At 62.1% G+C, this 20,148-nt stretch carries 18 protein-coding genes and 1 pseudogene; 9 read left to right on the top strand and 10 right to left on the bottom strand.

Annotation, left to right across the window (positions count from 1 at the left end):
* Positions 1 to 95 precede the first annotated feature (95 nt).
* The 3 genes from H7995_RS10335 to H7995_RS10325 all read left to right on the top strand — a co-directional run bounded on the left by H7995_RS10335 (position 96) and on the right by H7995_RS10325 (position 2,327).
* On the top strand, positions 96 to 740 hold the full coding sequence (locus tag H7995_RS10335; protein ID WP_166591938.1) for an NAD-dependent DNA ligase: 645 nt from the start codon (positions 96 to 98) through the stop codon (positions 738 to 740).
* A 62-nt stretch (positions 741 to 802) separates the two neighbouring features.
* Positions 803 to 1,006 (top strand): hypothetical protein, encoded by a 204-nt coding sequence (locus tag H7995_RS10330; protein ID WP_166591937.1) that lies wholly within the window; start codon positions 803 to 805, stop codon positions 1,004 to 1,006.
* A gap of 217 nt (positions 1,007 to 1,223) precedes the next feature.
* Positions 1,224 to 2,327, top strand: a complete 1,104-nt coding sequence (locus H7995_RS10325; RefSeq protein ID WP_185818312.1) for a sigma-54 interaction domain-containing protein — start codon at positions 1,224 to 1,226, stop codon at positions 2,325 to 2,327.
* 50 nt (positions 2,328 to 2,377) lie between these two features.
* Here the strand turns inward: H7995_RS10325 and sfnG are convergent, their stop codons facing one another.
* Positions 2,378 to 3,478 carry a dimethylsulfone monooxygenase SfnG gene (gene sfnG / locus H7995_RS10320; RefSeq protein ID WP_182344116.1) on the bottom strand — a complete coding sequence of 367 codons (1,101 nt, stop codon included), beginning with the start codon at positions 3,476 to 3,478 and terminating at the stop codon, positions 2,378 to 2,380.
* Between the two features lie 393 nt (positions 3,479 to 3,871).
* On the opposite strand from sfnG, the gene H7995_RS10315 reads away from it, so the two are divergent.
* Positions 3,872 to 5,104 (top strand): acyl-CoA dehydrogenase family protein, encoded by a 1,233-nt coding sequence (locus H7995_RS10315; protein ID WP_185818311.1) that lies wholly within the window; start codon positions 3,872 to 3,874, stop codon positions 5,102 to 5,104.
* 181 nt (positions 5,105 to 5,285) lie between these two features.
* The gene (locus H7995_RS10310; RefSeq protein WP_244647687.1) at positions 5,286 to 5,933 is read left to right on the top strand and encodes an SOS response-associated peptidase family protein; all 648 of its coding nucleotides are present in this window, start codon (positions 5,286 to 5,288) and stop codon (positions 5,931 to 5,933) included.
* Positions 5,934 to 5,944: 11 nt separating this feature from the next.
* On the opposite strand, the gene H7995_RS10305 is transcribed toward H7995_RS10310, so the two are convergent.
* Positions 5,945 to 6,394: a GNAT family N-acetyltransferase gene (locus tag H7995_RS10305; RefSeq protein ID WP_185818310.1), complete on the bottom strand. Its 450-nt coding sequence runs from the start codon at positions 6,392 to 6,394 to the stop codon at positions 5,945 to 5,947.
* 145 nt (positions 6,395 to 6,539) lie between these two features.
* On the opposite strand from H7995_RS10305, the gene H7995_RS10300 reads away from it, so the two are divergent.
* Together H7995_RS10300 and H7995_RS10295 are read left to right on the top strand one after the other, a co-directional pair.
* Positions 6,540 to 7,256, top strand: coding sequence for an SOS response-associated peptidase family protein (locus tag H7995_RS10300; RefSeq protein WP_166591931.1), 717 nt, complete (start codon positions 6,540 to 6,542; stop codon positions 7,254 to 7,256).
* Between the two features lie 86 nt (positions 7,257 to 7,342).
* Entirely contained in the window at positions 7,343 to 7,525 is a 183-nt protein-coding gene (locus tag H7995_RS10295; RefSeq protein ID WP_371927890.1) for a hypothetical protein, read from the top strand.
* A 98-nt stretch (positions 7,526 to 7,623) separates the two neighbouring features.
* Here H7995_RS10295 and H7995_RS10290 read toward each other — a convergent pair whose 3' ends face one another.
* Positions 7,624 to 7,812, bottom strand: coding sequence for an SPOR domain-containing protein (locus H7995_RS10290; protein WP_166591930.1), 189 nt, complete (start codon positions 7,810 to 7,812; stop codon positions 7,624 to 7,626).
* A gap of 353 nt (positions 7,813 to 8,165) precedes the next feature.
* On the opposite strand from H7995_RS10290, the gene H7995_RS10285 reads away from it, so the two are divergent.
* A complete protein-coding gene (locus H7995_RS10285) occupies positions 8,166 to 8,594 on the top strand; it encodes a GNAT family N-acetyltransferase (RefSeq protein WP_166591929.1) in 429 nt (142 codons plus the stop codon).
* A 185-nt stretch (positions 8,595 to 8,779) separates the two neighbouring features.
* Here H7995_RS10285 and H7995_RS10280 read toward each other — a convergent pair whose 3' ends face one another.
* The 7 genes and pseudogenes from H7995_RS10280 to H7995_RS10250 all read right to left on the bottom strand — a co-directional run bounded on the left by H7995_RS10280 (position 8,780) and on the right by H7995_RS10250 (position 19,148).
* Positions 8,780 to 10,309 carry a DHA2 family efflux MFS transporter permease subunit gene (locus H7995_RS10280; RefSeq protein ID WP_185818309.1) on the bottom strand — a complete coding sequence of 510 codons (1,530 nt, stop codon included), beginning with the start codon at positions 10,307 to 10,309 and terminating at the stop codon, positions 8,780 to 8,782.
* A 66-nt stretch (positions 10,310 to 10,375) separates the two neighbouring features.
* Positions 10,376 to 11,578: an HlyD/EmrA/EmrK family protein gene (locus tag H7995_RS10275; RefSeq protein ID WP_185818308.1), complete on the bottom strand. Its 1,203-nt coding sequence runs from the start codon at positions 11,576 to 11,578 to the stop codon at positions 10,376 to 10,378.
* Between the two features lie 15 nt (positions 11,579 to 11,593).
* A pseudogene (locus H7995_RS10270) lies at positions 11,594 to 11,743 on the bottom strand (hypothetical protein); the annotation flags it as partial.
* Between the two features lie 47 nt (positions 11,744 to 11,790).
* Positions 11,791 to 12,264 (bottom strand): MarR family winged helix-turn-helix transcriptional regulator, encoded by a 474-nt coding sequence (locus H7995_RS10265; RefSeq protein WP_166591926.1) that lies wholly within the window; start codon positions 12,262 to 12,264, stop codon positions 11,791 to 11,793.
* A gap of 772 nt (positions 12,265 to 13,036) precedes the next feature.
* A complete protein-coding gene (locus tag H7995_RS10260; RefSeq protein WP_166591925.1) occupies positions 13,037 to 16,708 on the bottom strand; it encodes a translocation/assembly module TamB domain-containing protein in 3,672 nt (1,223 codons plus the stop codon).
* The gene (locus H7995_RS10255; protein WP_185818307.1) at positions 16,705 to 18,432 is read right to left on the bottom strand and encodes an autotransporter assembly complex protein TamA; all 1,728 of its coding nucleotides are present in this window, start codon (positions 18,430 to 18,432) and stop codon (positions 16,705 to 16,707) included. Before H7995_RS10255 ends, H7995_RS10260 begins: the two co-directional genes overlap by 4 nt.
* 65 nt (positions 18,433 to 18,497) lie before the next feature.
* On the bottom strand, positions 18,498 to 19,148 hold the full coding sequence (locus tag H7995_RS10250) for a GNAT family N-acetyltransferase (protein WP_095169296.1): 651 nt from the start codon (positions 19,146 to 19,148) through the stop codon (positions 18,498 to 18,500).
* Positions 19,149 to 19,323: 175 nt separating this feature from the next.
* Between H7995_RS10250 and xthA the strand changes: the two genes are divergently transcribed.
* Positions 19,324 to 20,136 carry an exodeoxyribonuclease III gene (gene xthA / locus H7995_RS10245; RefSeq protein WP_166591923.1) on the top strand — a complete coding sequence of 271 codons (813 nt, stop codon included), beginning with the start codon at positions 19,324 to 19,326 and terminating at the stop codon, positions 20,134 to 20,136.
* Positions 20,137 to 20,148: the final 12 nt, after the last annotated feature.

The raw sequence follows: 20,148 nt of genomic DNA, 5'->3' as shown, positions 1-20,148 counted from the left end.
GCCGGTCATGACTGACCGGACCAGGTTGATGTAGAGATCTGGCGCGGTGGATACTTGCAGTTCTCGCTGCATCACATCAACGACAAGGAATTCAGATGACCGACATTCACGATGAGTTCGAGCGAAGCAAGTACTTCAATCGTTCGAGGATCGACAGGCGCTCAGCTGACGCACTCGTTGGCTTGGCAGCAGGACTCGCCGCAGACGGTGTCGTGTCGACCGCCGAAGGGCTGTTCCTCAGGGATTGGCTGGAGACGAATCTGGCCCACCTGGATGATCCGGTCATCAACCTGCTTTATTCACGCCTCTCCAATATGCTCTTGGACGGGGTGCTGGATGCAGACGAATCCCTTGAGCTTATCGGTCTGCTCCAAGGGTTTTCTGGCCTGAGCACCGAAAAACCCAAGGCTGGCGATCACACCTTCACCCCGCCCAATGACCTCCCCTTCAATCACCCTGAACCCGCTATCACCTGGGACGGCAGTTTGTTTGTGTTCACTGGAATCATGGCCTATGGACCTCGCAAAGACTGTCAGGTCCTGGTGGAGGAACGTGGTGGCATCATTGGCGGCGGGGTCAGCAAGAACATTCATTACCTGGTGGTGGGCAGCATTGGCAATGACCAATGGCGCCACAGCACCTATGGAACAAAGATAATCAAAGCGGTCGAACTCAGAGAGGCCGGCGCCCCTATCGCCATCATCGGTGAGCAGCAATGGCAACGCGCCCTTTTTGGTTGAGTTGATGAGCTGGAGAGTCCGCCGCGCTCTGCTGCAACACGATGCCCAGCAAGGGTTACTGAATGCCAAACAAACCGCCGGAAAACAAAGTGACCGCCACCGCTGCCGACATTGAACGATCTATCCAGGCCCTGAACAAAATGGCCGAACGGCTTTGGGGAGACGGCAGGGAGGCCGAGGCCAAAGCCCTTCTGGATGCATTGGACGCACTGAACCGGGCCCTGGATCGAATACGGATCGGCGAAAGTCGCAGGGTACTTCATTGAGACCGCCACAGACTCAGTGCCAGTGCCGCCCCACGCGCCATGACCCAAGACGGCCTTGGATAAGCACTTCCTCGATGAATCTCGTTCTTGAAATGCCCAAGACAGCCCTTAAGCTAATAACTAAAAAGTATTTATTTGTAATTTTTTAGATCATTTACATTCGACCTATGAGCGGCGCGATGCTGCCCCCACCGACCCTCTACTCATAGGCCCGACCATGCAACTACTCACGCTGCCGCCCTCTCCTGCCCTGGCCACCTCCATACGCGCCACCGCGCAAGTGTTCGAAGACCCCAAATCCCAGGCGCTACTGGCGCACCTGCAACAAGTCGCCCCCAGCGATGCCAGCGTGTTGATCATCGGCGAGACCGGGACCGGCAAGGAACTGGTAGCCCGTCACCTGCACAACCTCAGCGCCCGGCGCAACAAGCCGTTCATCGCAGTCAACTGCGGCGCGTTCTCCGAAAACCTGGTGGAAGCCGAACTGTTCGGCCATGAAAAAGGCGCCTTCACCGGCGCGCTCAGCGCCAAGGCCGGCTGGTTCGAGGAGGCCAACGGCGGCACCCTGTTCCTCGACGAAATCGGCGATTTGCCGCTGCCAATCCAGGTCAAGTTGCTGCGGGTGCTGCAGGAGCGTGAAGTGGTGCGCCTGGGCTCGCGTAAAAGCATCCCGATCGATGTGCGGGTGCTGGCGGCGACCAACGTGCAGCTGGAAAGAGCCATCAACGCCGGGCACTTTCGCGAGGACCTGTACTACCGGCTGAACGTGGTCAGCCTGCAGCTGAGCCCATTGCGCGAGCGACCCGGGGACATCCTGCCGCTGATCCGTCACTTCATTGCCGAGTACAGCCGCCGCCTGGGTTACGGCGACGTGGCGCTGGACAACGCGGCCGAGCAGAAACTGGTGAGCTACGCCTGGCCGGGTAACATCCGCGAACTGGAAAACGTCATTCACCACACCCTGCTGATCTGCCGCAACCACCTGATCCGGGTCCACGACCTGCACCTGTCCAACCTGCGTATCGAGCGCCAGGACGCCAGCAACAGCGCCGTCGACGACAGCGCCGACGCCTTGTTGGAGCAAGCCTTCCAGCGCCTGTTCGCGGAAGAAAGCGGCGCCCTTCATGAGCGCGTCGAGCACGCGTTGCTGCGCGCAGCCTATCGCTTCAGCCACTACAACCAGGTGCACACCGCGAGCCTGCTGGGGCTGAGTCGCAACATCACCCGGGCGATGCTGATCAAGGTCGGCGAACTGGTGGTCAACAAGCGCCGCCCAACCCGGGATGGACAGGCGGTGAACGTCGCCAACCTGTCGATCTGAGCCCGGCCACCACGCTCATTCGGGCAAGACAATGCCGGCGCTTGTGTCCTTTACACCAGCGCCGGGGATTTGGCCGCGAGCGCCTCGCGCTCCAACTCACGCACCAGCGGCAACACCTTGCGACCGAAATACTCCACCTCTTCGTGAAAGTGCAGGAAACCACTGAGCACCAGGTCCACGCCCACGGCCTTGAGGGCGACAATGCGCTCGGCAATCTGCTGCGGCGTACCGATCAGGTTGGTCTTGAAGCCATCGTTGTACTGCACCAGGTCTTCGAAGGTCGACTTGGCCCAGTTGCCCTCGCCTTCGGGGCTGGAGGCCCCCGCGTTCTTCGCCTCGCCACCAAACCCGTTGACCGCTTCCGGATCGGCCTTGGCGATGATCTCCTGCAATACCGCGTGCGCCTGCGCTTCGGTTTCACGGGCGATGACAAAAGCATTCACGCCGATTTTCACCGAATGGCCATTGATCGCCGCCTTGGCGCGGATATCGTCGACCTGGGCCTTGATCCCTTCCACCGTGTTGCCATTGGTGAAGTACCAGTCGGAGACACGCGAAGCCATGTCCCGCGCCGCGCGCGAACTGCCGCCCTGGAAAATTTCCGGGTGCGGTTGCTGCAGCGGTTTGGGGTTGAGTGTGTAGTGGTGGAAGCGGTAGAAATCACCGTGAAAACTGAAGTTGTCCTGGGTCCAGATACCCTTCAGTGCCTGGATGAATTCTTCGGAACGACGATAGCGCTCATCATGATCCAACCACGGCTCGCCAATCGCGCGGAACTCGCCCTTGAACCAGCCGGAGACAATATTGACCGCCACCCGGCCATTCGTGAACTGGTCGATGGTCGCCAGCTGTTTGGCCGCCAACACCGGACTCCAGGGACCCGGCAGGATCGCGGCGATGACCTTGAGCTTTTCGGTGGCGGCCAACAGCGCGTGGCTGATGGTCACCGACTCGTGCTGGTTTTGCGCGCCATAACCGGCGGTGAAGCGGATCTGCGACAAGGCGTATTCGAAGCCGGCCCGTTCGGCAATCTGCGCCAGCTTGCGGTTGTAGTCGATATCCCAACTGGTGCGCTGTTCGATCTTGCTGACCACCAGTCCGCCGCTGACGTTGGGCACCCAATAGGCAAACTTGATGTTGTCCTGGCTCATTGCATGTACTCCTGCTGGCAGAGGCCACCGTGGCACCTGTCACAGGCCTGGAGCAGCAACCGTGCCAATTCAATAACTCATTAATAATCAATGAGTTATTGATCTACTCAAGTAACCCAAGTGTCGCCCGGCGCACAGGCTGTTGATCAACTGTTGCCTGCGCAACACCGGCGTGCGAGCCCTTTTTCCGCGACGCGCCCTGGCCGCTGTTGCCGGACGGTCAGCACTTCAACAAGTTGCTCGCCAGGCGACAGCCGTGTGCAGCACACATCCCGGCGCGAGCCCCGGGATTACGGGGTTTTGCGCACCAGGCACGACCTGTGCACTGGCAGCAGCACGCAACAGCCGCACTGCGCTGTCGCGTCTCTCGCCTTCGATTAAGGAACTGCCCCCATGACTATCCAGCAGCAGCACCTGCCCCTTGCCAGTGGCGCCGACTACCCAGCCCTGGCCGAGCGCTTCCGACCCATCTTCGCGCGCATCGCTGCCGGCGCCCTGCAACGCGAGCACAGTCGCAGCCTGCCGTACGAACCCGTGCAATGGCTCAAGGAAGCCGGCTTTGGCGCCGTGCGCGTACCGCTGCAGTACGGTGGCGCAGGCGCGACCTTGCCACAATTGTTCGAACTGCTGATCGAACTGGCCACCGCCGACTCCAACCTGCCCCAGGCCTTGCGCGGGCACTTCGCGTTTGTCGAAGACCGGCTCAACGCCCAGGCCGACGCGCCACAAGACCTCTGGTTCCAGCGTTTCGTCCAGGGTGAACTGGTCGGCAACGCCTGGACCGAAGTCGGCAGCGTGAAGATCGGCGAGGTCGGCACCCGCGTCTCGCGCCTGGGCGAGCAGTGGGTGGTCAATGGCACCAAGTACTACAGCACCGGCAGTATCTTTGCCGACTGGATCGACCTCTACGCCCAGCGCGATGACAACGGTGCCGACGTGATCGCCGCCGTGCGTGTGCAACAGCCAGGCATCAGCCAGAGCGACGATTGGGATGGTTTCGGCCAGCGCACCACCGGCAGCGGCACCTCGGTGTTCGTCAACGCCGTGGTGGAGCCCGAGAACCTCCTGGACTTCAGCACCCGCTTCAAATACCAGACGGCCTTCTATCAACTGGTGCTGCTGGCGGTCCAGACCGGTGCCGGACGCGCCGCGGTGCTCGACATCAGTGAAGAAGTGCGCACCCGCAAACGCGTCTTCAGTACTGGCAATGCCAGCCACGTCAGTCAGGACGTCCAAGTGCAGCAAGTGCTGGGCAAGGCCTCGGCGCAGGTCTACGCCGCCCACGCCACCACCCTGCGCGCGGCGACGGCGTTGCAGTTGGCGTACGAAAGCCGCTTCGCCCAGGACCCGGTCGCCGAGCGCACAGCCAACATCGCCGCCGAACTGGAATCGGCCCAGGCCCAGGTGGTGATCGCCGACCTGGTATTGCGCGCCACCAGCGACCTGTTCAACGCCCTCAGCGCCTCGGCCACCAGCACCACCAAGGCCTTCGACCGACACTGGCGCAACGCGCGCACCGCCGCCTCGCACAATCCGCTGATCTACAAGGAGCGGATCATCGGCGACTGGGAAATCAACGGCACCGAACCGCCATACGTCTGGCAGATCGGCGCCGGGCCAAAGTGAAGCGGGGCTGACAGCGCAGGTGGGTGGACGCCCGGGTCGAGGCTGGCCCTGGAATTGCAGTGACTGTCATCGTTATGACCCACTGCCCGGTCAAGATCGGGCAAGCAGTGGGTCTGCTTCGGGCAGCGAGTATCCGACGGGCAGGTGAACGATGGATGGGCATTTTGTTCAGCACGAAGGCATGGCGGCCTTCATCGCAGCGTTAAACCCCAAAGGCGAGGTTCCTGCCGGCTATCAGAGCCAGTCGCTGCGGCCGCTCAACGTCGCGCCAGCCAAGTGCGCGCAGGTCCTGCACGGATGCGAGGACGGGCTTCATATTGATGCCGTGCGCTGGGGTTGGGCACCTTTTGGGGCACGGGGCAAGCAACCTGATTCCATGCAAATGCCGGTGGAAACCGTTTCAACGCAGACTGATTTCAGGTTGCTCTGGCCCAACGGCCGAGCTGTAGTGCCTAGCGATGGCTGGTACGAGTGGGTGGATGATGCGCACGCGCCCCATACCCCTCACCTGTACTTCATGCGCCTGCGCAGTCGTCAGCCGATGTTTTTTGCCGCATTGGCCCACGTACAGCGTGGCGTCGCACCGCGCCAGGGAGGCGGCTTTGTGATCCTGACCACCGCCGATGATACGCGTACCACCCGCCTTCACCGGCGCAGGCCACTCGTGCTGGCGCCCAACCATGCCAACGAATGGCTCGACCCCATGCTCTCGCCCCGGCGCGCCGAAGAGATCGCCAGGCACCACAGCCTGCCTTGTGCAGATTTCGAGTGGTTCAAGGTCAACCTGGCCCTGGACAACACCGCCAGCCAATTGCCTCGCTCCGCTTGAACAACCCGGCGTCAGGCCCGGGGTCGGCGTTTTTCATACCGCACATCCTGGGCATCCACCCTGGACACCACCGTCCAGCCCAGGCGCTGATAAAAGCCATTGGCACGGATTTCCTGGCGGCCATCGGTCACCAGGAAAATCCGCTCATGGGCCTGGAACAGCTCGGCTTCGGCGGCGGCCATCAACAGGCGCCCCAGGCCTCTGCTCTCAAAGGCCGGGCGTACGAACATGGCAAACACCTCGCCTTCGTCCCGGTCAATCATGGAAAACGCCACCGGCCGCTCATCGACTTCCGCGATCCACACACAAGGGCCCTCGTTGATCGCCGATCTCAACACCTGTGGGGTGATGCCCAGCGCGTCCATCTGCTCCCGGCTCAGGTGGTTCTGCGTCACTGAGGTGCGAATCTCGAACAGGCTTTCGACATCCTCCACCGTGGCCATTCGCGTGCGCACACTCATCAACTCATCTCCTGAAGATCGTGCGCCATTGTAGAAAAGCGCCAGGGGCCTGATAAACAGATTGATTGTTGGAGATCTGTAACCCGGTCCAGAACTCTGCGCTCCCCCTTGGACTAAGCTCAAAGCTCCAGCGGAGGGCTCTCCAATGTGCGGAAGACTTTCACAGTACCGAGGCATTCACGACTTTGTCGCGGCCCTCGGCATGCCCAACGCCCTGGTCAATACCCTGGGCGACGATGCTCTGGCGCAGTACAACGTCGCGCCCACCACCCAGGTCGCCCTGATTCACCTCGAGGGGGAAACCCTGCACGCCGATCGGGTGCGCTGGGGATGGCGCCCCCATTGGTCCACCGACCACGCCTTGCCGATCAACGCGCGGGTCGAAAAAGTGGCCCACGGCTCGTTCTTCCGGGCGATCTGGCCGCATCGCGCCATCACCCCCATCGACAACTGGTTCGAGTGGGTCTACGAAGGCGGCCCGACTAAACAGCCCTACCTGATCCGCCGCCGCGACCGGGCGCCGATCCTTTGCGCTGCCATTGGCCAATACCCGGCCGGTGGGCGCGATCCGCGAGCCGATGACGGCTTTGTGATCATCACCGCCGACAGCGTAGGCGGCCTGGTCGATCTGCATGACCGACGCCCCCTGGTGCTGTCGCCGGAACTGGCCCGGGAATGGCTCAACCTGGGGATGCCCAAGGAACGTGCCGAGCAAATGGTGCTGCACGAAGCGGAGCCAGCCGAGACCTTTGAATGGTTCAAGGTCGACAGTGCCGTTGGCAATGTGCGCAACCACCATCCGGGGTTGATCACACCCATCGGCAAAGTCCTCAGGGGCGGCGATGAAAAGGGCAATGGCTGACCCGCCGGCGCCTGGCGAGTGACAGGTTTCTCGACTAGCCTGTGCGCGGTGCCCTTCTCGTGAACCCTCTTGGCTGGGAGATGAAGATGAACCCGATTCAACAGGCCGAGCGGACCTATCGCACTTGGTCCAACCCGATTCTGCTTGAACTCAAGGAACGCCAGCATCAACTGGCTCCCACCGACCGTCAGGCCCTGCAGAACGTGCTTCTAGAGCGCCGACTGCTCGACACCGGCAACCCGACCGGACCTGACCGGCGAAAATCCTGAGGGTGCAACAGCCGGCTGGTTCGCGATGGACGCCAGCACGCCGCGTGGAGAGAACACGCCTGCGGAATGCTTGAGCTCCATCGCGAACCAGTGGGTGCCTAACGGTTAGTGGTCGGTGCCGTGCGGGGCTTGTAGCCCGGCAGCGAGGCCGCGAATGCCAGCGCCTCTTCCCGGGTGGCAAAGGTGCCGATCCGGTCACGTTGCGTGCAGACCCGCCAGGGGCCGCTGTTGACGCTCACCAGTTCATAACCGTTCATGTGCATTTTGCTCAGCATGGGAATACTCATAGCCACCTCCATTGAAGTCGACAAGCCCGCACTCAACTTACACCCGCAGCTTCTCGTCGTGGCCACCCGCGGGTGAACGGTCGAGAGGCCAACGCACGAGCCATACCGCTTTGAAAGGGCCAGCCCGCCAAGGTGCCGGCCAGCGGACGAACGGCCAGCTACATGACAAATTCTTCACCCCGCCCGCCCGGCGCGCCCCTTATAGTCAGCGCGCACATCCAAGGAACATTCAGCCCGCACACCCCATGCGGGCTTTTTTTTGCGCTCGACACGTCCCTGCGACTTTCCCCTACCCCGCCACACAAGCTAGGCTGCGTCTGCATCCCCTTCCCCCCGACACAAGGACGTCGACCATGCCCGTGCGCATCGAATTCACCCAAGACCCGCAACCTGCAGAACGCCAGGCCATTCTCGACCCGCTGCGCGCCCACAACATTGCCCATGCCGGTGACGGCCACTATCAGGAAATCGCCTTGCTGGTTCGCGATGAACACAGCGAAGCAATCCTTGGTGGGCTCTACGGGAAAATGTTCTACCAATGGCTGTTCATCGACCTGCTGTCCGTGCAGGAACAGCTACGGGGCCAGGGTATTGGCGCCCGGCTGATGCACATGGCCGAGGAACTGGCGCGGGAAAAAGGCTGCATTGGCATGTACCTCGACACCTTCGAATTCCAGGCACCGGGCTTCTACCGCTCGCTGGGCTTCACCGAAGTCGGGCAGATTGTCGACTACCCGCTGGGGAGCAAGCGCTACTTCTTCCAGAAGCGCCTGATTGACTGAGCCTCGTGGTGAGCTTGCTCGCGATGGCGGTGTCTCAGGCGCCATAAATGCTGGCTGTGCCGGCCTCATCGCTGCATAGGTATCTATACAACTGTGTTGCGACGTTGCAGCTGTGGGCCACTACAAAGTTGCGTAGATACCCATGCTCATCGCTGGCAAGCCATGCTCCTACAATGGCAAGCCGCTCAATGCCCGCTCGCTTCGGGTCCAGCCTTCGCCGAGAACGGTGGTTTAGCCAGCCATACCAACAGGATCAAGCCGACAAAACCCCAGCCCAGCAGCGTGAAATAGTCCACGGTGGACAGCATGTAGGCTTGGCTGGTCAGGACCTGGTCAAGTTGGGCATAAGCCGCGTTGCCCGCGCCCCCCAGGGTATTGAGGGCGTCCCGGGTGGCCGGGTCGAAAGTGCTCAGGTGTTCGCTCAGGTAAGCGTGATGCTGATCGGCGCGGCGGATCCAGATCCAGGTGGTCAGGGAGGCCGCGAAGCTGCCGCCCAGGGTCCGCAGGAAGGTGGCGAGCCCGGCGCCATCGGCGATCTGCTGGGGTGGCAGGTCCGACATCAGGATGCTCAGGGTCGGCATGAAGAACAGCGCCACACCAATGCCCATGAACAGTTGCACCAGCGCCACGTGCTGGAAGTCCACCTCATTGGTAAACCCGGCGCGCATGAAGCAGCTCAGGCCAATCGCGAGGAACGCCAGCCCGGCCAGCAGACGCAGGTCGAACTTGTGCGCGTACTTGCCGACAAATGGCGACATCAGCACCGGCAGGATACCGATCGGTGCCACCGCCAGGCCGGCCCAGGTCGCGGTATAGCCCATCTGGGTCTGCAGCCACTGCGGCAGGATCAGGTTGATGCCAAAGAACCCGGCATAACCCAAGACCAGCACAAGGGTGCCAATGCGAAAGTTGCGATGGGCAAACAGCCGCAGATTGACCACCGGGTGCTGGTCTGTCATTTCCCAGATCACGAACACCGCCAGGGCAATCACCGAAATGGCCGCGCCAATCAGGATGAAATTCGACTCGAACCAGTCCAGGTCATTGCCCTTGTCGAGGATGATCTGCAATGCCCCCACGCCGACGATCAGGCTGATCAACCCCACGTAGTCCATCGGCTGGTGACTGGTGACCACAGGACGGGCCTTGAGCTGCTGACGGACCACCGTCACCGCGAAGACCCCGATGGGCACGTTGATGAAAAAGATCCAGGGCCAGCTGTAGCTGTCGGTGATCCAGCCCCCGAGGATCGGCCCGGCAATCGGCGCCACCACCGTGACCATCGCCAGCAACGCCAGGGCCATGCCGCGCCTGGCCGGCGGATAGACCGCGATCAGCAGGGTCTGGGTCATCGGGTACAGCGGACCGGCTACCAGCCCTTGCAATACACGAAAGCCAATCAACTCCGGCATCGAGGTGGAAATACCGCACAGGAACGAGGCCAGCACAAACAGGATGGTCGCCCACAGGAACAACTTGACCTCGCCAAAGCGCCGGCTCAGCCAGCCGGTCAGCGGCAAGGCAATCGCGTTGCTCACGGCAAACGAGGTAATCACCCAGGTGCCCTGCTCCGAGCTCACCCCCAGGTTGCCGGAAATAGTCGGCAACGCCACGTTGGCGATGGTGGTATCGAGCACCTGCATGAAGGTCGCCAGTGACAGGCCAATGGTGGCGAGCAGCAGGCTGGGCGGGCTGAAAGACGCGTTATTGCTCATCGCGAATCCTTTGAATCGAGGCAGGTGCTGCGCCCTTGGGGCGGCGCAGCGGTCGGATGGGCGAAATCAGCGCTGCGCGGTTTTGCTCGCCACTGAACTGTTGTCATGGATCAGGCGGCTGATCAGCGCGTCGGCGTCGGTCAACTGACGGTCGTAGATGGAGGTACTGAACGAAGCCTTTTGCGGTGGCTGCTGCGCCAGCACCGGGCCGCTCTGGTCGCGCAGGTCGACCTTGACCAGAGTCGACAGGCCGACGCGCAACGGATGTTCGGCCAGTTGTTCGGCGTTGATGTGGATACGCACCGGCACCCGCTGCACGATCTTGATCCAGTTACCGGTGGCGTTCTGCGCCGGCAGCAAGGCAAACGCGCTGCCGGTGCCCGCACCGAGGCTGTCGATGGTGCCGCTGAACTTCACATCGCTGCCATACAGGTCGGCTTCGATGTCCACCGTTTGGCCGATGCGCATGTCGCGTAGCTGGGTTTCCTTGAAATTGGCGTCGATCCACAACTGGTCGAGGGGGATCACCGCCATCAAGGCCGTGCCCGGCTGCACCCGTTGTCCCAGTTGCACGGTGCGCTTGGCCACGTAGCCGGTGACCGGGGCGATCAGGGTGCTGCGGGCCTTCGTCAGGTAGGCCTGGCGCAATTGCGCGGCAGCCGCCTGCACGTCCGGATGGGAGGACACCACGGTGTCGTCCACCAGCGCGCTGCTGGTCTGTAATTGTTGCTGGGCATTGGCCAGGGCGTTTTGCGCCGAGGTCAGGTCATCCCGGGCATGGGACAGTTCTTCCTGGGAAATCGCCCCGCCGGCGGCCAGACTCTTGCGTCGGTTGTAGTTTTCCTGGGCCTTCTGAACTTCCGCCTTCTGCGCATTGACCTGGGCCTTCATGCCATCGACATTGCTGTACAAGCCACGTACCTGGCGCACCGTGCGCGCCAGGTTGGCCTGGGCACTTTGCAGGCCGACTTCGGCGTCGTTGGGGTCGAAGTTGACGAGCACCTGACCTTCATGGACCAGGTCGCCATCGTCCGCGCCAATGCTGATCACGGTGCCGGTGACCAGCGGGGTAATTGCCACCACGTTGCCGTTCACATAGGCGTCATCAGTGCTTTCGTTCCAGCGCCCGTAGAGGTGGTGCCAGCCCCAGACGCCGAGGCAGCCCATGACCACCAGCAGTGTCAGCACCAGCAGCATGAACTTGCGTTTGCCGGGGTTGCCCGTGTCTGGGGCGGTTTCAGGAATCGGAGTGTTCTGCACGTTGGCCATGACGAGTACCTTGAATTATTGATTTCGCGTGGCAGGCGCCGGAGATGGGCCGGCCGCAGCCAGGGTTTCGCCCTGAAAGCCGCCACCCAGGGCCTGCATCAGTTGAATCGACAGATCGATCTGTTCGGCATTGAGGTTCGCCAACTGACGTTGGGCGCCGAGCAGTACGGCAGGCAGCACCAGGCCCAGGCGAGCACCCAGGGTTTTATGGCTCACGTGTCACCTAAGCGCAGCACGGTGATGGGATCACCGGCGGCCAGCAAAATTTTCTTGAGGATGGCTTCCAGGGTCTGCAACTCCTCGGCGTCAAGGGCGCCGGCCAACTGATTCATCGCGTTGACGCCAATGCCCGGCAACTGGTCGGCCAGCACCTGGCCTTCCTCGGTCAGGGCCAGGCGCACCAGGCGCCGGTCGTCTGCGCAGCGTTGGCGGGCCAGCAGGCCTTTGTGCTCCAGACGGTCGAGCATGCGGGTCATCGAGCCGCTGTCCAGGGACAGGTGGCGGCACAGCTCGGCCGGGGTGTCGACGCCGTACTGGGCCATGATGATCAACACCTTGAACTGCGCGGCAGTGATGCCGTGGGGTTCCATGTGGGTGTCGATGATCCGGTCCTTGAGCAAGGCGGCGCGCCCCAGCAGTAGACCGAGGTGGCAATTGCGAAAGTTTTCCGGGGAGAAATGCTTCATCTGACGACCTATTGGCTGCCTAGGCAGTGAATATGTGTCGAGATATTACTGCCTAGGCAGTGAATGTCAAATTAAATCGTTAGCAAGCTTTGCAATTTATAAAACAGGCAATCGCCAGACCACTATCGCGAGCAAACGAAGCGCCGCCCGGCTCTCCCACAGGGAATGCGACACCAGAAAAAGCCAGGCGGACTTTGGCTTTGATCCACCTGCACCGTCGGCAGGATCAGTGAAGGTTTAAATAAGGGAAATCGGTGCGTTGAAGGGCGGCGAGGACTGCGTCCTCGAACGCAGCCTCGCGGGCTCGACAGCTGCTACGGGGGATTGGGGGATTGCCGAGATCTGTGGTTTGGCGGAGATCGTCATCGCGGGCAAGCCCGCTCCCACAATAGAGATATCCCACAGAGATATCCCAGCCAAGAAAAGCAGGTCGGCCGATAGGCCGCCTCGTCCGCTCTTACCACTCAGGCCGACTCACAGGTCGCCGTGCTCTGGCTTTTGATCTTGATCCACCTGCCCCTTCGGCAGGCTGAGCGAAGGTGTCCATCAGGGGGAGGCGCGTAGCGCCATGCGGCGAAGCCGCATACATCGAGAGGAGGTGCAGTTTCGGACCCAGGCATTAAATCAATAGCGTCCCCTGTCCAACTTTCGGGGGGCAGTTCACGTAAGGGCGGAACCCTAAGCCGCCGTTACCGCAGCAACGGATATACCCACAAGACCAAGAGCAAGACCAAACGACAGCAGCTCCTATCGGCCCAACAAGGCCGGCCCCTTAGAAATCCCGCTTGTAGAAGATGTCCAGCGAGCTGGCGATGCCACTGGCGGCTTCCAGGTAAACCTTTTTGCTCAGCTTGTAGCGCAAGGCGATGGTGTTGGCCGGTTCGAACACGCCGACACCGTAGCGCAGGCTGAGCTTCTCGGTAATGTCACCACTGGCCACCACGCTGGTGGCGGTGCCGCTGCCCTCGGTGTCGAGCTGGAAATCGTCGATGCCCAGGTTCTTCGCCAGGCTACCGGTGAGGTCCGAGCTGCCCATCAACCCGAGCCCCAGCGCCGCTTGCGCGAGCATGTTGTTGTCTTCACCGTTGGAACTCAGGGGACGGCCGAGCACCAGGTAGGACAATGCTTGCTCCTGGCTCATCGCCGGCTCCGAGAAGATCTGGGTGGTCGGCTGCTCGGCGCTACCGCTCAGGCGGATACCGGCAATGATGTCGTCGGTCTGGCGAATCGCTTCGATGTCCAGGTACGGCTGGTCGATGGGCCCGGCGAACAGTAGCCGCGCGCGGCGTACCGTCAGGCGCTGGCCATAGGCGCGGTAACGCCCGTCGTTGAGCCACAGCTCACCCCGGGTGTCGAGGTTGTCGCCGATATGCACATGCCCCTTGACGTTGGCGGTCAGGCCAAAACCGGCAAAGCTGAGCCGGTCTTCGCCCACGATCACTTCGACATCCATGGCCATGGCCAGCGGTGCCTTGCCCTCTTCGGTCTGGTACCCAACGATCACCGTGTCATCGGAGACCTTGACCGTCGATGGCGGCAACTCGCGCACGGTGATCTCGCCCTTGGGCACGTGCACCTTGCCGGTGATCGCCAGCTTGTCGTCCTTGATCGAGATCTTAAGGTCCGGCGCCACTTCCAGGGCCGCGTAGGGTTCGACGCTCACCGGCAGTTGGCTGCCCCGCACGCTGAGGTCGACCACCAGCGCCTGCCCCCAGTCCACCTGGCCCATGAGGCTGCCCTGCCCGCTTTTGCCGCTTTTCCAGTTGCCGTTGAGTTGCACGCTTTCACCGGCAATCTGTGCCTGCAACTGCAAGGCCTCGAACCCGGTCGGCAGCTGCGGCCCGGAAATCTCACCCTCGCTCAAGGCCAGGTTGCCGTTGACCTGGGGCGCCAGCAGCCCGCCGGACAACGTGCCGCTGCCGTTCAGGCGGCCGGCCAGTTTCTCGACCATTGGCACGAACGGCCGCGCCACCGAGAGGTCCAGCCCACTGAGGCGAAAGGACCCACTCAGGGGTTTGTTTTTAGGCAGCGGATTGATCTGCGCCTGCACCATCAGCTCGCCCAGCTTGCCGCCGACAAAATTCAGTTGGGTGTCGATGCGCTTGGGGTTGAGGGTGCTGGTGAGTTTCAGCGTCTGGTAGGGGAAATCCAGCCATTGATCCTTGTCCTTCATGCGCAAAGTGCCGCCGCTGGCATCCACCAGCACCTGGCCTTTCGGCCCGCTGGCCGGCAGGTCCAGTTGCACATCGGCGTTGAGCGTGCCCTGCCAGGCGAAATCCTTGGGCAGCCATTGCGCCAGGCTGTCGATTGGGAATTGCTTGAGGTGATAGCGCAGTTTCGGCTCGGGCATCAGGCGCTGATCCTCGCCACACAAACTGGCAGGGCCGGACATCCAGCAGTGGGCGCCGAAGGTCAGCTTGCCATCGGCCAGGCGTTCGATCTTCGCCGGACTCTGCAGCTTCCAGTCCTGGCCACCGGCCTGAATGTCGCCGCTGGCCAAGCGTCCACGCCAGTTGCCTTGATCCAGGTTGCCGTCCAGGCCCAGCGCCAGTTTCACCAATGGGCCTTGCAGGTCCAGTTCTAGCGTCTGCTGCTTGAGGGTGCCCGTGCCAGTGGCCGTCAGGGTGCCCAACTGGTTGTCGCCGACCGCAATGCCGCTGCCCTTGAGGTCGATCTGCGCCCGTTGTGCGCTGTCGAGGGTGGCGTCGAGGTTGAGGCTTTTCAGGCGATTGTCAGCCAGGGCCAACTGCACGCCCTGCAGGGCGAGCTTGCCCTGGGGCGCCTGCAATGTGCCTGCGACGTCGAGCCGGCCATTGAGCTGGCCGCGCAACTGCGGCCACAACTGGGCCAGGCGCGGAGCCTTGATGTCGAGCTGGCCGCTGAGTGTTTGCTGCAGGCTGGCGCTGCCATCGATGCGGTTTTCACCCAGGCGGATCTGCAAGGCGCTGAGGTTCCAGCGCTCGCCCGCGCCGTCGGCCTTGGCTTGCAGCACCGCAGGCTGGCCACGCAGTTTGCCCTTGAGGTCGAGGTCGGCACTCAGGCTCAGTTGTTCATTGCGCATCTCGCCCTTGCTGCGCAACGGCCCGGCCAGGGTGCCCGGCAGCTCCGCCAGCCAGTACGCCGGGTTGATCGCCGACAGGTCCAGCGCGGTGTCCCAGGCAATGCCGTCGGCAAACTTCAGGTTCAAATGCCCGGCGGCCTTGCCCTGCCCGGCGACCAACTGCAGTTGCGGCAGGAAGATTTGCGTCAGGTCGCCACTGAACGGGCTGCTCAGGCTGAAGGCCCCGGCGGGGCCGTCCAGTGCTGCCTTGAAGTTACCCAGGTAGTTACCGTCGCGGTACGCCACCTCACCGTTGAAGCTGCGCAGCGCCACGTCGGGCTCGTCGATCAGCGGATACAAACGGTGCCAGGGGAAGTCCAGCCAGTCGATCTTCGCCTCGGCCACCAGACCGTCAGACCAATCGACCTGGCCAGTCAGCTTGAGACTTTGCTGATCGTTGGCGTTAAGGTCCAGCCCGGCGATCTGCGCCCCCTTGGCATCGACCTTGCCTTGCAACAGCAAGGCCACCGGCCCGTCCTCGGCTGGCAAGCTGGCCTTGCCCAACAGTTGGTAGCCGCTCTTCAGGTCACCGCTACCGCTGAGTTCAAGCTGATTGAGTTGCAGGGTGTCCGGCAGGTCGGCACTGGCTTTGAAACCATCGGCGGTGATGCGCACCTTGGCCGGCAGGTTGTCGGCCAGCGGTTGCAGCTCGCCGCTCAAGTGGCCCTGCAGATAACCACTGCTGTCGGCCTTCAGGTTGAGGGTTTGCAGCAGGTCGCCATCGACTTTCAGCGTCAGTGCCAAGGGCGTGTTACCGGGTATCGGCACGCTGAGATTGCCGCTGGCACTCAGCGGCCAGTTGCCGTTCGGCTGCAGCAGCCCGGACAGTTCCAGGCGCAGGTCATCACGTTGCAGGTGTAACGAATCGATCTGCAACCCTTGCGCCGTCCAGTACGCCACCAGTTGCAGGTCCTTGAGCTGCTCGCTGCCGTCCAGCAGCAGGCTACCGATTCGCACCTCACCCAGTTCGATCGCCAGCGGCAGTTTCAACTCCGGCAAGCTGATCGGCCCGCTGCTTGGCTCTGTACTCGGCGCAAACTGCAGGACCACCTGCTCGGCCTTCAATTGCTCGATGCACAGGGTCATGCGCGTCAGGCACAGCGGCGACCAGGCCAACACTGGCTTGATCAGCTCGACCCGGTCCTCGCCCTGCTGCCACAGCAGGTGATCGGCACTCCACTGGCCGGCCAGGCGGCCCTGAAAATTCTCCAGGGTCAAACCCGGTACCTGACTCAGCGCCCAACGGCTACCGGCCTGTGTGCCCAACAGGCTCACTACCGCCAGCAGCACCAGCACCACCAGTGACAGCACTGCCAGCAACGCTATTTTCAAACCACGCTTCACAGCTCAGGCCCCATGGAAAAGTGCAGACGAATACCGCCGGGGTCATCCAGCGCATGGGCCAGGTCGAGACGGATCGGGCCGACTGGCGACACCCAGCGCACGCCCATGCCGACCCCGGTCTTGAGGTTCGGCAGTTCGAAGTCGTTGAACGAGTTGCCCTGGTCGACAAACGTCGCGACCCGCCATTTTTCGGCAACCGAGTATTGGTACTCCACGCTACCGGAGACCATGTAGCGTCCACCCACGCGGTCGCCATCGGAGTTTTCCGGCGACAGGCTCTGGTAGTCATAACCGCGCACGCTCTGGTCACCACCGGCAAAGAAGCGCAGCGAGGGCGGAATGGATTTGTAGCCATTGGTGGCCGAACCACCGATCTGCGCACGCGCCAGGAACCGGTGGTTGTCCAGCACCGTGGTCAGGCCCTTGACCAGGGCAGTGCCGTACAACAGGTTGTTGTCCGAGCCCAGCCCTTCCTTGGCCACCTTGCTGTCGAATTGCAGGCGATAGCCGTTGTGGGGATCGATCCGGTTGTCACTGCGCAGGTAGGAATAGCTCACGCCCGGCATCAACAGGTTACTGATCCCCGAGTCATCACCCAGGCGATATTCCTCGTGCTGCCATTTCAACGAAATCACCCGTTGCCAGCCGCTGGGTAGCTTGCTGTGCCATTCCGGGCCCAGGGTCAGCAGTTTGCTCAAGCTGTCGGTGTTGGCCAGTTCTTCATATTGGTAACCCCCGGCAAACCGCAGTTTATCGGTCAGCGGTGGGTCCAGCGGCACGTCGTACCACAGGCCGACGTTTTGCCGTGGTTCGGAGAGTTCGGCCTCCCAACCATAACTGTGGCCTTCGGGGTTGACCCAGTGCCGGGTCCAGTTGGCCTTGGCCCGCGGCCCGACGTCCGTGGAATAACCCAAGCCCAGGCCCATGGTCCGGGGTTTGCGGGTGACGAGGGTGACAGCCACGGGAATCACATCGTTGGCGGCGGTGGTCGGCGTGGCATCCACCCGCACTGACTCGAAATAGCCCGACGACTGCAGGGCCTGGTTGAGCTCGGCGATCAGCTCGGAATCATAGGGGGCGCCACTGTTAAACGGCACCATGCGTTGCAGCAGGTCTTCGTCGAAGGGCGTATCGCCGGTAAAGCTGACCTTGCCCAACGCATAACGAGGGCCGCTGTCATAGACCAGCTCGATGTCGGCGACGCCGGCCCGAGGGTCTACCGCGAGTTTCTGGCTGGTAAAGCGACCACTGAAAAAGCCGAAGCGCGAGGCCTGGTTCTGGATCAGCCGCTTGGCGTCTTCGTAGTGGCCGTGGTTGAGCACAGCACCGGGCTTGAGCACGTCGCTCTGGGGCACACGAAAGGACTTGAGGGACGCGGCCGGCCCCAGGATCTGAATGGTCACATAGCGCAGGCGCACCGGTTCGCCGGGGTCGATGTTCAACACCAGCCGGGGTGACTTGCCGTCTTTGACTTCGCTTTCGATCTGCGGCTGGTAGTAACCCAAGGCCTGGGCAGCCTTGCGCGCCTGCTCCTCGGCCCCGCGACTGAAGCGCAACAGCGCTTCTTCATCGCGTTCACCGAGATCGCCGATATAGCCTTCGATGTTGGCCTTCAGCTGGTCATTGGACGGTTTGATCCTGACGTCCAATTCACTTTGCGCCAGGGCGGCTGCGCTGCTGATCAGCATGAGCACGCTACTGGTAAATCTTCCTGGAAACTTCATAGGCGCGGATGCTATCACGAGCTTGGGAGCGTGATAGAGCGAACATTCTGAACAAAAGTTCGCCCTCAGGCTGTTGCGCTATGTAACACCTGAGGATTGGCGTGGAAAAACACGTGCTCCAGAACAGGCCCTACAGCCACCTCTCCAATCTCCTCATAACCCTGACGCTTATAGAACTCCAGATAACGCGGGTTCCCCGTGTCGAGCACCACCCCCTGGGAATGCTCGTCCACCGCGCACCAATTATGAACAGCCTGCAGCAGTTGCTCGCCGAAATGCTGGCCCTGGAATTGCGGATGAATCCCCAGCAACGGCAGCACGTGCACCGAGTCCGAGGGCACACAGGCGGCGACGGCCGCGTGATAGTCCAGATAGCGCCGGGTACAGCGAAAACCGGTGCTCAGCACCATGCGCAGGCGCCAGGCCCAGCTTTCGGTAATGCCCAGGCGCCGCTGCGGCGGGGCAATCAGCGCGATGCCGATCAGACGGTCGTTGACCAGCAGGCCGATGGCGGGCAGGTCCTGGAGAAAGTGCTGCTTGACCAGTTCGCGCACCGTCGCCCGTACCCGTTGCTCATAGCCCGGGCGCTCGGCCTCAAAAAGAAACTTGAAGGTGGGTTCGTGGCGGTAGGCCTGGTACAGCAATGAACGCGCTTCACGCGAGTAGCCGCTGTCGAGCCGATGGATGTCCGCGATGGCGGTCGATGTTTCAGGCATGACGGTTTATCTCCCCTGGGCTCGGCGCAAATGACCTCGCCCTTGTAAGTACGAGCCCTGCAATGCTGTGTTCGTTCCCACGCCAACAGACATTAGCAGCGCATAGGAACTACCGCCACGCTGGCTCCGATCCTACATGTCAGCTAGCATCGCAGTTTTGCCAGGACTGCCGACCATGAAGATCGTCTCGTTCAACATCAACGGCCTGCGCGCCCGCCCCCATCAATTGGAGGCACTGATCGAGAAGCACCAGCCGGACGTCATCGGCCTGCAGGAAACCAAGGTCCACGACGACCAGTTCCCACTCGCCGAAGTCCAGGCGCTGGGCTACCACGTGTATTACCACGGGCAGAAAGGTCACTACGGCGTCGCCCTGCTCTCGCGCCAGGAACCACTGGAGGTCCACAAGGGTTTTGCCAGCGATGAAGACGATGCCCAGCGCCGCTTCATCTGGGGCACCTTCGCCGACGCCAACGGGACGCCGGTGACCATCATGAACGGCTATTTCCCACAGGGTGAAAGCCGCGACCACCCGACCAAATTCCCCGCCAAGGCGCGGTTCTACAGCGACCTGCAAACCCTGCTGGAAACCCAGTTCAGTAACGATCAGGCGCTGGTGGTGATGGGCGATGTGAACATATCCCCGGAAGACTGCGACATCGGTATCGGCCCGGACAACATGAAGCGCTGGCTGAAGACCGGCAAGTGCAGCTTCCTGCCGGAGGAGCGCGAGTGGATGGCCCGCCTGAAGAATTGGGGCCTGGTGGACAGCTTCCGTCACCTCAACCCGGACGTTGCCGACCGCTTCAGCTGGTTCGACTACCGCAGCCGCGGCTTTGAAGACGAGCCCAAGCGTGGCCTGCGCATCGACCTGATCATGGCGTCCCAAGGCTTGCTGCCACGGATCAAGGCTGCCGGCGTCGACTACGACCTGCGCGCCATGGAAAAGCCTTCGGACCACGCGCCGATCTGGCTGGAGCTGAGCTAGGCCGCCCACTGT

Origin of the sequence: Pseudomonas kielensis (assembly GCF_014236655.1) — a bacterium.
GTDB lineage: Bacteria > Pseudomonadota > Gammaproteobacteria > Pseudomonadales > Pseudomonadaceae > Aquipseudomonas > Aquipseudomonas kielensis.
This window is presented reverse-complemented; position numbering and strand designations above follow the sequence as displayed.

Excerpts from the sequence above, each read along its gene's own strand:
- H7995_RS10335 (WP_166591938.1), top strand. The coding sequence starts at position 96 with ATGACCGACATTCACGATGAGTTCGAGCGAAGCAAGTACTTCAATCGT.
- H7995_RS10330 (WP_166591937.1), top strand. The coding sequence starts at position 803 with ATGCCAAACAAACCGCCGGAAAACAAAGTGACCGCCACCGCTGCCGAC.
- H7995_RS10325 (WP_185818312.1), top strand. The coding sequence starts at position 1,224 with ATGCAACTACTCACGCTGCCGCCCTCTCCTGCCCTGGCCACCTCCATA.
- sfnG (WP_182344116.1), bottom strand. The coding sequence starts at position 3,478 with ATGAGCCAGGACAACATCAAGTTTGCCTATTGGGTGCCCAACGTCAGC.
- H7995_RS10315 (WP_185818311.1), top strand. The coding sequence starts at position 3,872 with ATGACTATCCAGCAGCAGCACCTGCCCCTTGCCAGTGGCGCCGACTAC.
- H7995_RS10310 (WP_244647687.1), top strand. The coding sequence starts at position 5,286 with ATGGCGGCCTTCATCGCAGCGTTAAACCCCAAAGGCGAGGTTCCTGCC.
- H7995_RS10305 (WP_185818310.1), bottom strand. The coding sequence starts at position 6,394 with ATGAGTGTGCGCACGCGAATGGCCACGGTGGAGGATGTCGAAAGCCTG.
- H7995_RS10300 (WP_166591931.1), top strand. The coding sequence starts at position 6,540 with ATGTGCGGAAGACTTTCACAGTACCGAGGCATTCACGACTTTGTCGCG.
- H7995_RS10295 (WP_371927890.1), top strand. The coding sequence starts at position 7,343 with ATGAACCCGATTCAACAGGCCGAGCGGACCTATCGCACTTGGTCCAAC.
- H7995_RS10290 (WP_166591930.1), bottom strand. The coding sequence starts at position 7,812 with ATGAGTATTCCCATGCTGAGCAAAATGCACATGAACGGTTATGAACTG.
- H7995_RS10285 (WP_166591929.1), top strand. The coding sequence starts at position 8,166 with ATGCCCGTGCGCATCGAATTCACCCAAGACCCGCAACCTGCAGAACGC.
- H7995_RS10280 (WP_185818309.1), bottom strand. The coding sequence starts at position 10,309 with ATGAGCAATAACGCGTCTTTCAGCCCGCCCAGCCTGCTGCTCGCCACC.
- H7995_RS10275 (WP_185818308.1), bottom strand. The coding sequence starts at position 11,578 with ATGGCCAACGTGCAGAACACTCCGATTCCTGAAACCGCCCCAGACACG.
- H7995_RS10265 (WP_166591926.1), bottom strand. The coding sequence starts at position 12,264 with ATGAAGCATTTCTCCCCGGAAAACTTTCGCAATTGCCACCTCGGTCTA.
- H7995_RS10255 (WP_185818307.1), bottom strand. The coding sequence starts at position 18,432 with ATGAAGTTTCCAGGAAGATTTACCAGTAGCGTGCTCATGCTGATCAGC.
- H7995_RS10250 (WP_095169296.1), bottom strand. The coding sequence starts at position 19,148 with ATGCCTGAAACATCGACCGCCATCGCGGACATCCATCGGCTCGACAGC.
- xthA (WP_166591923.1), top strand. The coding sequence starts at position 19,324 with ATGAAGATCGTCTCGTTCAACATCAACGGCCTGCGCGCCCGCCCCCAT.